10 protein-coding genes are annotated in these 12,554 nt (G+C 40.0%); 9 read left to right on the top strand and 1 reads right to left on the bottom strand.

Going from position 1 to position 12,554, the window contains the following annotated elements; genetic code table 11:
• Window positions 1-83: 83 nt before the first annotated feature.
• The 7 genes from gatC (at window position 84) to melA (ending at window position 7,778) form a co-directional block, all read left to right on the top strand.
• Window positions 84-374 carry an Asp-tRNA(Asn)/Glu-tRNA(Gln) amidotransferase subunit GatC gene (gene gatC / locus MW695_RS13175; RefSeq protein ID WP_247105817.1) on the top strand — a complete coding sequence of 97 codons (291 nt, stop codon included), beginning with the start codon at window positions 84-86 and terminating at the stop codon, window positions 372-374.
• Window positions 375-390: 16 nt separating this feature from the next.
• The gene (gene gatA, locus MW695_RS13170) at window positions 391-1,848 is read left to right on the top strand and encodes an Asp-tRNA(Asn)/Glu-tRNA(Gln) amidotransferase subunit GatA (RefSeq protein WP_247105816.1); all 1,458 of its coding nucleotides are present in this window, start codon (window positions 391-393) and stop codon (window positions 1,846-1,848) included.
• A gap of 16 nt (window positions 1,849-1,864) precedes the next feature.
• Window positions 1,865-3,298 carry an Asp-tRNA(Asn)/Glu-tRNA(Gln) amidotransferase subunit GatB gene (gene gatB, locus MW695_RS13165; protein ID WP_247105815.1) on the top strand — a complete coding sequence of 478 codons (1,434 nt, stop codon included), beginning with the start codon at window positions 1,865-1,867 and terminating at the stop codon, window positions 3,296-3,298.
• Window positions 3,299-3,633: 335 nt separating this feature from the next.
• Entirely contained in the window at window positions 3,634-4,527 is an 894-nt protein-coding gene (locus MW695_RS13160) for a diacylglycerol kinase (protein WP_247105814.1), read from the top strand.
• Window positions 4,528-4,561: 34 nt separating this feature from the next.
• Window positions 4,562-5,203, top strand: coding sequence for a hypothetical protein (locus tag MW695_RS13155; protein ID WP_247105813.1), 642 nt, complete (start codon window positions 4,562-4,564; stop codon window positions 5,201-5,203).
• 20 nt (window positions 5,204-5,223) lie between these two features.
• On the top strand, window positions 5,224-6,222 hold the full coding sequence (locus MW695_RS13150; protein ID WP_247105812.1) for a LacI family DNA-binding transcriptional regulator: 999 nt from the start codon (window positions 5,224-5,226) through the stop codon (window positions 6,220-6,222).
• A 254-nt stretch (window positions 6,223-6,476) separates the two neighbouring features.
• Entirely contained in the window at window positions 6,477-7,778 is a 1,302-nt protein-coding gene (gene melA / locus MW695_RS13145) for an alpha-glucosidase/alpha-galactosidase (protein WP_247105811.1), read from the top strand.
• A 69-nt stretch (window positions 7,779-7,847) separates the two neighbouring features.
• Here melA and MW695_RS13140 read toward each other — a convergent pair whose 3' ends face one another.
• Window positions 7,848-9,545: a methyl-accepting chemotaxis protein gene (locus MW695_RS13140; protein WP_247105810.1), complete on the bottom strand. Its 1,698-nt coding sequence runs from the start codon at window positions 9,543-9,545 to the stop codon at window positions 7,848-7,850.
• A gap of 165 nt (window positions 9,546-9,710) precedes the next feature.
• Here MW695_RS13140 and rlmD point away from each other — a divergent pair, with 165 nt between their 5' ends.
• On the top strand, window positions 9,711-11,090 hold the full coding sequence (gene rlmD, locus MW695_RS13135) for a 23S rRNA (uracil(1939)-C(5))-methyltransferase RlmD (RefSeq protein ID WP_247105809.1): 1,380 nt from the start codon (window positions 9,711-9,713) through the stop codon (window positions 11,088-11,090).
• A gap of 480 nt (window positions 11,091-11,570) precedes the next feature.
• Window positions 11,571-12,533, top strand: a complete 963-nt coding sequence (locus MW695_RS13130) for a helix-turn-helix transcriptional regulator (RefSeq protein WP_247105808.1) — start codon at window positions 11,571-11,573, stop codon at window positions 12,531-12,533.
• The last annotated feature ends 21 nt before the right edge of the window (window positions 12,534-12,554 follow it).

Here is a 12,554-nt window from a genome sequence, read left to right as displayed (position 1 = left end):
GCTTTATTGCCTACACTAAAGGAATTTGGTATCATTAATAGTATTGTCAATACGTGTGAACTTTTTTTGGAGGTGAAGCAAGAATGTCTCGAATTTCAGAGAAGCAAGTGAAGCATGTCGCCAATTTAGCAAGGTTAGCAATTACTGAGGAAGAAGCGAAGATGTTTACAGAGCAATTAGATGCGATTATTACGTTTGCGGAGCAATTAAATGAGTTAGATACAACAGGTGTCGAGCCGACGACTCATGTCTTAAATATGAAGAATGTGTTACGTGAGGATAAAGCGGGTGAAGGGCTACCAGTAGAAGATGTATTGAAAAATGCACCTGATCACGAGGATGGACAAATTAAAGTTCCATCCATTATTGAATAGTTGGGAGGTTAGCGAGATGTCATTATTTGATCATAAAATGTCAGAGCTTCATGACATGTTACATAAGAAAGAAATTAGCGTTTCTGATTTAGTCGATCAGTCCTATAAGCGTATTTCAGAAACAGATGACAAAGTGAAAGCATTCGTAACGTTAAACGAAGAGAAAGCACGTGCCTATGCTGCAGAATTGGACGAAGCACTTGGTTCAGACAGCGAGCGCGGGCTTTTATTTGGTATGCCGATTGGGGTGAAGGATAACATTGTAACAAAAGGCTTACGAACGACTTGCTCAAGTCGTATTCTAGAGAACTTTGATCCGATTTATGATGCGACTGTTGTGCAAAAGTTAGCTGACGCACAAGCGGTAACCATTGGTAAGCTAAATATGGATGAGTTTGCGATGGGCTCTTCGACAGAAAACTCTGCCTTTCAAGAAACGAAGAATCCCTGGAACTTAGATCATGTTCCTGGTGGGTCAAGTGGAGGTTCAGCAGCAGCTGTTGCGGCTGGACAAGTTCCCTTTACGTTAGGATCAGATACGGGAGGTTCGATTCGCCAGCCTGCTGCATATTGCGGAGTTGTTGGTCTGAAACCTACATATGGTCGTGTTTCACGATTTGGACTAGTGGCATTTGCTTCATCATTAGATCAAATTGGTCCTGTAACGAAAACGGTTGAAGATAATGCGTACTTATTACAATCAATTGTTGGTGTTGATCCGATGGATGCAACATCAGCCAATGTTGAAGTGCCTGACTTTTTATCAGCTTTAACGGGTGATGTGAAGGGCTTGAATATTGCTGTACCAAAGGAGTATTTAGGAGAAGGAGTACAGGAGGAAGTTAAGCAATCGGTTCTTGATGCGTTGAAGGTTCTTGAAGGACAAGGCGCTACGTGGGAGGAAGTCTCGTTACCACATTCGAAATATGCATTAGCAACGTATTACTTACTGTCTTCTTCAGAAGCTTCAGCAAACCTTTCTCGCTTTGATGGTGTTCGTTACGGCTATCGCACCGACAATGCCGATAACTTACTTGATATGTATAAGCAAACGAGAGCAGAAGGATTTGGCGATGAAGTGAAGCGTCGTATTATGCTGGGAACATTTGCGTTAAGCTCAGGCTATTATGATGCCTACTATAAAAAAGCACAGCAAGTTCGTACATTAATTAAGCAAGACTTTGAGAAGATTTTTGATCAATATGATGTCATTATTGGACCGACTTCACCGACGCCTTCATTCAAAATTGGTGAAAATACAAAGGATCCATTAACGATGTACGCGAACGATATTTTGACGATTCCAGTAAACCTTGCGGGGGTACCGGGTATTTCTGTCCCTTGTGGCTTCAAGGACGGATTACCGCTTGGCTTGCAAATTATCGGGAAGCACTTTGATGAAAGCACGGTTTATCGTGTTGCTCATGCGTTTGAACAAGCAACAGACTATCACACGAAGAAGCCGACATTGTAAGGGAGGGATGAGATCGATGAGTCAATTTGAAACGATTATTGGACTTGAGGTCCACGTAGAGCTAGAAACAGATTCGAAAATTTTCTCAGCAAGTCCCAATCACTTCGGATCAGAGCCGAATGCAAACACGAGTGTGATTGATTTAGGATACCCTGGGGTCTTGCCTGTTTTAAACCGTTCAGCGGTTGAATTTGCTATGAAGGCAGCGATGGCACTCAATTGTGAGGTCGCGACTGACACGAAGTTTGATCGAAAGAATTATTTCTATCCAGATAATCCAAAGGCGTATCAAATTTCGCAATTTGATCAGCCAATTGGGGAAAACGGCTGGATTGAAATCGAAGTGGATGGCTATAAGAAGCGTATTGGAATTACACGTCTTCATCTTGAGGAAGATGCAGGAAAGCTAACGCATTCGCCAAACGGCTATTCGTTAGTTGACTACAACCGTCAAGGGACACCGTTAATTGAGATCGTATCAGAGCCAGACATTCGTACACCGAATGAGGCGTATGCCTACTTGGAGAAGCTGAAGGCAATCGTACAATATACAGGCGTTTCTGATTGTAAGATGGAGGAAGGCTCTCTACGTTGTGATGCGAATATTTCCCTTCGTCCAGTCGGTCAAGAGAAATTCGGAACGAAAACAGAGCTAAAGAACTTAAACTCCTTTAACTTCGTTCGCAAAGGATTAGAATATGAAGAGAAGCGTCAAGAGCAAGTACTCCTTTCTGGTGGAGTAATTGAACAGGAAACACGTCGCTATGACGAAGCAGCAAACAAAACCCTTTTAATGCGTGTGAAGGAAGGTTCAGATGATTATCGATATTTCCCTGAGCCTGACTTAGTTGCTCTTTATATTGATGATGAGTGGAAGGAACGCATTCGTGCCGATATTCCAGAATTACCAGATGCACGTAAGCGACGCTATGTCGATGAGTTAGGATTACCAGCCTACGATGCAGCCGTCTTAACATTAACGAAGGAAATGTCTGATTTCTTTGAAAGCACAGTTGAACAAGGAGCAAGTGCTAAGCAAGCATCGAATTGGCTCATGGGTGAAGTTCTAGGATATTTGAATGCAGAACAGAAAGAATTAAAGGATGTTGCCTTAACACCAGAGGGTTTAGCTGGTATGATTCAACTCATTGAAAAAGGAACGATTTCTTCAAAAATTGCCAAAAAGGTGTTCAAGGAATTAATTGAAAACGGCGGCAATGCTGAACAGATCGTGAAAGAAAAAGGACTTGTGCAAATTTCTGACGAAGGTGAGCTTCTGAAGATGGTGACAGAAGTACTTGATCAAAACCCGAAAATTATTGATGATTACAAAAATGGAAAAGAAAAAGCGATCGGTTCTCTAGTAGGACAAGTGATGAAAGCTTCAAAAGGAAAAGCGAATCCACAAATGGTCAACAAGCTATTACTAGAAGAAGTGAAAAAGCGTTAAGAGTGATACAATATCCTCATTTGCTCATGGAGCAGTGGGGATTTTCTTTATTAGGGAATAGGCGGAGATTTTAGTGGAAATTAAGAGTGAACGTGCATCAGAAGGCGGGATAGGTGTAGGTTTGAGAGGAAACCAATCGGGGAAATGAAATAGAAGCAGTCGCCGTGCACCATCAGAAAGAGTATCCAACTGATGAAATAAAATAACTCACTAAAGATTTTGAGAATTATATATGTATCAGCTACGTTCATTGCCTATAGACTAGATGTAAGGTACAATATGTTAAGGACATGACAAAAATTGGTGATTATAAAGGAAAAAGTAGGGGATCTACGATGAAACGAGCTCGATTGATTTATAACCCGACATCAGGACGTGAACAAATCAGAAAGAATTTAGCGTATATTTTAGAACGATTAGAAAAATCAGGCTATGAAACATCGGCTCATGCCACAACAGGTGAAGGCTGTGCAGCGAAGGCGGCACGTAAGGCTGGGGAAAATGGGTATGATCTCGTTATTGCAGCTGGTGGGGATGGGACCATATTTGAAGTTGTGAACGGTTTAGCGAATTTGAAAGAAAGGCCAACAATAGGCTTAATTCCAGCAGGGACAACAAATGATTTTGCGAGAGCTCTACACATTCCACGAGATGTAGAAAAAGCATGTGATGTTCTTTGTGGAAAGCATGTTGAACCGATCGACATCGGTCAAGTCGATGATCGCTTTTTTATTAATATTGCAGCTGGTGGAACGTTAACGGAGCTAACATATGAGGTGCCAAGTAAGTTGAAGACGGCGGTTGGTCAGCTAGCATACTACTTAAAAGGAATAGAGAAGCTACCGCAAATTGCCCCGCAGCATGTGCGCATTGAGTATGATGGTAAACTATTTGAAGGCGAAATTATGATGTTCCTCGTATCGAATACAAATTCGGTAGGCGGTTTTGAAAAGCTCGCTCCTGAAGCGTCGTTACAGGATGGAATGTTTGATTTTATCATCGTCAAAAAATTATCCTTTCCTGAGTTTCTCCACTTAGTTACACTGGCAATGCGTGGAGAGCATATCAACCATCCGAAGGTGATGTATGTCCATGCAAATCGGATAAAGGTCGAGGTAAGGGGAGAAATGCAGTTAAACCTAGATGGAGAGCATGGCGGAGCGCTTCCTGCTGAATTTGTTAATTTGTATCAGCATTTCAAGATGCTTATGCCAGAGAAGCGTTCGTAAGTTGAATCTAACTAGTAAGAAAGGTTGTTTTAGGATGAGACGACTAAGCCTCATCATCGTCTTGTTAATAGTTGGTGGATGTTCATACACAGAGAACTTGTATGAAGGAGAAAAATTAACTATTGCTGTACTCGGATATACACCTTTTTATATGGAGCGGCATGTTGAGTACCATTTGGTCGATATCGATGAGTTAGAGCAAGAGATGCATCATGTTGATGCGGTTTTCGTAACGGAGGATGCTTTTGAACAGGCGTCAAAGTCTGACTATACAAGTATGTTTAATGAAATGATGGTACCGGTCTTTTTCATTGGTCTTAATAAGCCCTATTTTATATTTACAGAAGAGGGATTAACGTATCAGCATTCCTACAATCATGAGGAAGAACAATCAAGTGGTAGGGTAATTCAAGGATACATGAACCAAGGTAATGGAGAAATAATAACGTGGAAATTAAGTATTCCGGATAGAAGAGATACGGCAAATGCGTTTCTGTCTATTTATACAATAATTAATGAAATCCACAATGAAAACAGCCCTAAGGCCCTGCAGTTCCATAGGGCTTTTTCATGTTGTACAAAGGTGACACTTCCTTCTTGCCTCCATTTTCTTATTACGGCAGTTCATGCTACAATTCAAATAGTGATTAGGCGCTATAAAGAGGCGTCACTGTAGTGGATAGTGAGGGGATGAACGTGGCAACGATAAAAGAAATTGCCGAGAAAGCAAATGTATCAACGGCGACAGTATCAAGAGTACTCAATCATGACAAAAGTCTTTCGGTAACAGACGAAACGCGAGAGCGGATTGTTAGTATTGCAAATCAGTTAAATTACGTGCCCGTCCGAAAGAGACAAACAGAACGAAATCAAGTGTCAGTAGCGATAAATCGTATTTTTGGTTTGGAAATGTGGTATGCACCTGAGTATGAATGGGAGGATACGTATTTCTTATCCATTCGTAAAGGCATTGAGCAAGAGTGTAGTGAAAGAGGTATTACTCTTAGAAAATTAAAGCACGACTGGCGGGACAAGCGTGAGAATTATGAGGATTTAGATGGTCTTATTGTCATTGGAGCGTTAGAAGATGAGACGAAAGTGGACAAAGTAAGTCCGGTTGTATTGGTGAACGACTCAACGGAAAATCCAAAGTATGATAACGTTGTCCTTGATTACGAAAAAGCAACCGAGCAAGCGATTGAATATTTACTTATGTTAGGTCATACGAATATAGGCTTTATCGGTGGGATGCACCAATCAGGAGAAGTAGACTTGCGTCAGAGAGCATTTGAATCTATTTTACAGAGGAAAGGGTTGCTGAACGAGGAGGATATCTTTCTTTCCTCACGTTTTCTCGTTAGTGATGGCTACAAGTGTATGAAAGAATTAATTCAGAAAGAAGAGCGACCGACTGCTCTATTTGTAGCTAGTGATGCCATGGCTATTGGGGCAATACGTGCTGCGCATGAAGCTGGGATGAAGGTGCCTGACGATATAAGTATTGTTAGTTTTAACGATGTTGAAATGGCCGCTTTCACACAACCTGCGATTACAACGGTTAAAGTGTACACAGAAGAAATGGGACGAACGGCTGTGAAGCTTGTTCTAGACCAAATAAACGGACGAACGATTCCAATTAAGGCGGTACTTCCAACGAATTTAGTGATAAGAGAAAGTGCGAAGGAGTACAGATGAGTTTGAGTTAAAGCTCTCGTCAATTAGCGAGAGCCTTTTTGTGATATAAGTGAAAGTAAAGAAGGATGTTGGAGTCAGTACACGTTGATTTGAAAGTGAGACTGTTCAGATCGGCATAAACCCTTGTTGTAACTATGCATGTATGAGCGTAATTAAGAAAATAGGCTAAAAAAGATTGACATGGAATACTCACTAAGTTATCTTTTAGTTAATAAAAATAATTATTTACTAAACTGAACTGAGGTGGACTATTTATGGCTAAGATTACGTTTATCGGAGCAGGGAGTACGGTATTTGCGAAGAATGTGTTAGGGGATTGCATGTTTGTTGAGGCATTAAATGGTTTTGAATTCGCTCTTCATGATATTGATGAAACGAGATTAAAAGATTCTGAGAAAATGTTATTGAATCTAACAAACAACTATAACCCATCCATTAAAGTGAAAGCGTATTCGAATCGCAAAGAAGCGTTAAGAAATGCGAAATATGTGATTAATGCTGTGCAAATTGGTGGATATGAACCAAGTACTGTTATTGATTTTGAAATCCCGAAAAAATATGGGTTACGTCAAACGATTGCCGATACGATTGGAATTGGTGGACTCTTTCGCTCATTACGAACCATTCCGGTACTTTTAGATTTTGCGAAGGATATGGAGGAAGTATGTCCAGATGCTTTATTCCTTAATTATACAAATCCAATGGCTGCACTGACAGGAACGATGCTTCGTTATACGAATATTAAAACAGTTGGTTTATGTCATAGTGTACAAATTTGTACCGATCATCTATTCAAAGCATTAGAGATGGAACACAACGGAATCGAACAGAAAATTGCTGGAATTAACCATATGGCATGGTTACTTGAAGTCAAAAAGGATGGTAAGGATTTGTATCCAGAAATAAAAAGAAGAGCAAGAAAAAAGCAAAAAGAAAAGCATGATGACATGGTTCGCTTCGAACTCATGGATAAGTTCGGCTACTATGTGACAGAATCGTCTGAGCATAATGCCGAATATCATCCTTATTTCATTAAGAGCCGTTACCCGGAATTAATTGATCGCTTCAACATTCCATTGGACGAATACCCGCGTCGTTGTATCAATCAAATTAAAGGCTGGGAAGAAATGCGTGATGAAATGGTAAACAATACACAGCTTACACATGAACGTTCACATGAATACGGTTCGTATATTATCGAAGCGATGGAAACGAATAAGCCATTTAAATTTGGCGGTAATGTCTTAAATGAAGGTGGGCTCATTTCGAACTTGCCAATGAATGCGTGTGTTGAGGTACCGTGTGTTGTCGATCGTAGTGGTGTGATGCCTTGCTATGTCGGTGCTTTACCTGAGCAGCTTGCAGCCCTTAATCGCACGAATATTAATACCCAGCTATTGACGATTGAAGCAGCCATGACATTGAAGAAGGAGCACATTTATCAAGCGGCTATGCTTGACCCGCATACTAATTCAGAGCTATCCATGGATGATATCATCGCATTGTGTGATGACTTGATTGAAGAACATGGTGATTGGTTGCCTGAGTATAGATAACATCTTGCATAAAAAGAGACGGTGTGTCATTGGTTTTTGACACACCGATCATATTGAATAGAGTAATAATTAATCTACTTTAAACTTCTTGACTAATGCTTGTAAATCATCTGCTAATGAAGAAAGGGCTTGTGCAGAGGAAGAGACTTCTTCCATTGAAGCGAGCTGTTCCTCCGCTGATGCTGCGACATTTTGTGAATGGGATGCCGTTTCCTCTGCCTTCTTGGCAACAGTTGAAATAGTACTGGTTACCTCGTCGGAACTGGCTGATATTTCTTCTGCTGTTGCCGCCATACTATCGACTTGTCCAGATACCTTTTCAAGCTGTTCAAGTATTTCTTTAAAACTTCCTTCTGTTTCTTGAGCAATTTTCATACCGCCTTGAACATCAATGAACACATGATCAATGGATTGAGTGGATTGCTCCATATCCTTTTGAATCGTTGAAATCAATGATGTAATTTCGGATGTAGACTGCTGTGATTGTTCTGCTAGTTTACGGACCTCGTCAGCGACTACTGCAAATCCTTTCCCGTGTTCACCAGCACGAGCGGCTTCAATTGCTGCGTTTAAGGCGAGCAAATTTGTTTGTTCTGATATGTCAGAAATGACTTGTGTAATGTCACCAATTTCTTTTGAACGCTTGTCTAACATTTGAATGACGTGACCACTTTCTGCAACGGACTCACTAATTTTCTCCATTTGACGAACCGTTTCATTCACATAGCTTTCACCAGACTCAGCTTTCTCACTTGCAACGAGTGTCGCCTCCGAAATGAGAGTTGCATTTTCAGCTATGTTCTGAACACCTTTGTTGACTTCTGTCAACGTATTAGCACCTTCTTCGATTGAAGCGGTAGAGGATTCAGCACCACTTGCTACATGTTGAATGGATTCTGTAATGGTTTCAGTGGCTTTACCGGTTTGTTCAGCACTTGCCGTTAATTGTTCTGATGATGAGGCAAGATGTTCTGATGTTTGTTTGACTTCCTCCATCATTTCTTTTAAGTTAGCTGTCATTTTATTGAAGCTCGTAGCTAATGATGTTAACTCATCACCAGTTGCATCGGAGACAGTTGAAGTGAAATCACCATCACCAGCTGCTTCTAATGAACTAGATAAATGTGAAAGACGAGATTTTAATCGACGAGTAAATACCATCGTACACGTAATGGCCAGTAACACAATGATTACGAGTACGATGATAAATTTAATCAATACCTCAGTTAAAATCACATTAATGGTTTCTTGGGAAGCACCTACATAATAAATACCAACAGGCTCGCTTTGACTATTGTAAAGTGGCATATAGGCCGTTTGATACGTTTGACCAACAACGTTCGCTTCACCGAAATAATACTCTCCTTGTTCTAAAACAACTTTTGCGACTTCATCAGATGCTTTGGTCCCTACTGCTCGTTCTCCATCGATCACAACATTTGTTGCAACACGAGTATCCTCTCTGAAAATAGTGACGGTATTACCGGTATCAGCGCCGATTTCGTCAACGATTTCAAAATTCTCTTCTAATGATGTCACTCCCTTATATAGTTGACCATCACGGATTTCCCATTCTCCAGGATATTTTGTATCGATGTAGCGGTAGGAAAGTGCAAGGTCACCACGCGCCTTCTCAATAGCAAAATCTTCAATACCATCAGTCACACTAAAATAAATAACACCACCGATAATAGTCGATAGAATGAGTATAATACTTAAAACTAATATGTTAATTTTAGCCGTTAATGTCTGCTTCAAACGTTTCACCTCTTATGTTCATTTTTAAAAGTCTAGTAGATTATAACTAATGTCGAAATATAAGCCAATAGAAAAATAAGAAAAATGTCGCATAAAGTTCAAGAGTGTCGAATTATTAGAAAAAGTGGAGATGTGCTACAATACGATATAGGAAAAAGCAAAGGACGGATAACGATGAACAAGCAATCACCTCCAGTAAAGAAAAACGATCAGCTACACGTCACGATTCAGGATTTGACACATGAAGGAGCGGGAGTAGCGAAGGTGGATGGCTATACTCTTTTTGTACCGAAGGCCTTACCAGGCGAAAAGGTCAATATAAAGGTTGTTAAGGTAAATAAAGGCTATGGATTTGCACGAGTCATTCATATTGAAGAGGAAAGCCTTCATCGTGTGGAGCCACCATGTACGATTTACGAACGTTGCGGTGGCTGCCAAATGCAGCATATGAGCTATGAAGGACAGCTTATATTTAAGCAAAAGCAAGTGAAAGATGTGTTGGAGCGTATAGGGGGCTTGAGAGAAGTCCCCGTTCACCAAACGATCGGGATGTCTGAGCCGTGGCGTTATCGTAATAAAGCGCAGGTTCCAATGGGAGAAGAAGGAGGGCTTGTCATTGGTGGCTTCTATCAAGAGCGCAGCCATACGATTATAAATACCGATAAGTGCCTCATACAAACAGAAGAAAGTGATGATGTCGTTCAGCTCATTAAGGAGCTGGCGAACGAATATGGTATTCGCGCCTATGATGAAAAAAAGCATCGCGGGACATTACGTCATGTCGTTACACGTAAAGGATACGAGACGGACGAGCTCATGGTCATCCTTGTGACTAGAGGGAAAGAACTGTCACATAAGAAAAAATTACTCGATGAGATAAAGAAGAAGCTACCAAATGTAAAATCAATCGTCCAAAATATAAACCCGAAGCGAACGAATGTCATTTTTGGTGATGAAACAAACGTACTTTGGGGGGAGGAATACATTTACGATTATATCGGGGATATTAAATTTGCGATTTCTGCACGCTCCTTTTTTCAAGTGAACCCAGAACAAACAAAAGTTCTATACGAAAAAGCACTTCAGTATGCGAACCTTACAGGAAGCGAAACCGTGATTGACGCATATTGCGGTATCGGAACGATCTCCCTGTTCCTAGCCCAAAAAGCGAAGCAGGTCTATGGTGTTGAAATCGTGCCTGATGCTATCGCTGATGCAAAACGAAACGCTACGTTAAATGGAATCGAAAATGTTGATTTTGCTGTTGGAGAAGCTGAAAAGGTCATGCCATGGTGGTACGCCCAAGGTATTCGTCCAGACGTCATTGTTGTCGACCCCCCTCGTAAAGGCTGTGATCAAGCATTACTTGAAACCATTCTATCGATGAAACCAAAGCGTGTTGTCTATGTTTCCTGTAACCCAGCCACGTTAGCGAGGGACTTGAAGGTATTAGAAGAGGGGGGATATGAGACGAAGGAAGTACAGCCGGTGGATATGTTTCCGCACTCAACACATGTGGAGTGCTGTTCACTACTAATTTATGAAGGTAAATAAAAGATGTAACAGTGAGTTAAGAGCCTTTTCTTAAGCAATTGAAAGGCTCTTTTTTTATTAAGGATTTTGAAGGATTGAACAAATTTATTGATTATTTCCTTTATTAAAAATATGGTAGTGTAGGATTAAAGATAAAATCTAGTTTTACACTTTAGTCGTTATTCAACTACGAGGCAGGTTTGTTTAACAAGCATTACCTCCACCTCATGGATAAGCAGGACGAAGGAATGTATGGAGAATCCTGAGAGACATGGGAGGGTGAGCGACCATGAGTGTCGTGGAGATTAGGAGCACGGTCACTTTTTCATTCCAGACTTAACCAGTTTGGGTGTTAGGATAGATTGCCACTTGTGAATATTTTTAAGACCTACCACTCTCATCCAACTATTCAGCTGTCTTTATAATTGGTCGTTTATAAAATCCTGAGATATCAAGAGTATGTAAGAGATATTTTTACTTTATAGAGGGAGGTGGAATTATATGCCTAAAATTGACAATATGTTAGCAATTCTATGGATGCTTCGTTCAGGTGAAAAAATTACTGCAAAACAAATTTCAGAAAAGTTAGAGATGAATATAAGGACTGTGTATCGTTATATTGATACAATTTCAACAAGTGGCGTACCTATAATTTCAGAACCAGGACATAACGGTGGATATACTTTATTGAATAATTTTATTGAGGCTCCTCTTTTTTTTGATTTTGAGGAGCAAACTTCACTATTTCACGCTGCTATTTTTGCAGAAGAAGCCGGATATTATGGAGGTGAAGCACTAAATAGGGCCATTTCAAAACTAAGTAAATACTCAAATCAAGAGCAGGAAACAAAGATAAAACAACATTTAACTAGTCTTGAAGTAATAAGTCGATTAAGTTCACTCTCTATGGAACCTTTTTTGAAGGAGTTAGAGCAGGCCATAGCTGACGGGTACTCAGTAAAAATTCTTTACCACAAAAGTGGCGAAAAGCAATTAAATTATCGATTGGTCGATCCGTACAGAATTATCTATTGGAATAATAAGTGGTATGTGATTGGATTTTGTCATCTTAGGAATGATATCCGTAGTTTTAGAGTAGATCGAATTGAAAGTCTAATGCTAACCGAAAATAAGTTTAACCGGCCAGAAAATTTTTCAGCACGTGACTTTTTTATAAAAAGTCTTCTTCCAACTATAGAAGATAAGGAAGGGATTATTTCTTTGGTTATTAATGGGGATAAAAGTGTATTGGCTGATATTTGCCAACACTGGTTTTTAGGACATTATTTACAAGAACGGACTTCAAATCAAGCAGTTTTTCTTCTTGAAAAAGATATGATGCATACATATGTACCTTATTTACTTTTACCGTACAATAAATCTATTAAAGTTATTGAGCCAATAAGTCTTAAGAAAAGACTTATTGAAGTTCTGTCGGAATTAATAAAATTTCATCAAGTATGATAACTTCCCTGACGTTAACTG

It is taken from the genome of Halalkalibacter sp. APA_J-10(15) (assembly GCF_023017105.1).
In the GTDB taxonomy this organism is placed as follows: Bacteria; Bacillota; Bacilli; order Bacillales; family Bacillaceae_D; genus Halalkalibacter.
This window is presented reverse-complemented; position numbering and strand designations above follow the sequence as displayed.

Excerpts from the sequence above, each read along its gene's own strand:
- gatC (WP_247105817.1), top strand. The coding sequence starts at position 84 with ATGTCTCGAATTTCAGAGAAGCAAGTGAAGCATGTCGCCAATTTAGCA.
- gatA (WP_247105816.1), top strand. The coding sequence starts at position 391 with ATGTCATTATTTGATCATAAAATGTCAGAGCTTCATGACATGTTACAT.
- gatB (WP_247105815.1), top strand. The coding sequence starts at position 1,865 with ATGAGTCAATTTGAAACGATTATTGGACTTGAGGTCCACGTAGAGCTA.
- MW695_RS13160 (WP_247105814.1), top strand. The coding sequence starts at position 3,634 with ATGAAACGAGCTCGATTGATTTATAACCCGACATCAGGACGTGAACAA.
- MW695_RS13155 (WP_247105813.1), top strand. The coding sequence starts at position 4,562 with ATGAGACGACTAAGCCTCATCATCGTCTTGTTAATAGTTGGTGGATGT.
- melA (WP_247105811.1), top strand. The coding sequence starts at position 6,477 with ATGGCTAAGATTACGTTTATCGGAGCAGGGAGTACGGTATTTGCGAAG.
- rlmD (WP_247105809.1), top strand. The coding sequence starts at position 9,711 with ATGAACAAGCAATCACCTCCAGTAAAGAAAAACGATCAGCTACACGTC.
- MW695_RS13130 (WP_247105808.1), top strand. The coding sequence starts at position 11,571 with ATGCCTAAAATTGACAATATGTTAGCAATTCTATGGATGCTTCGTTCA.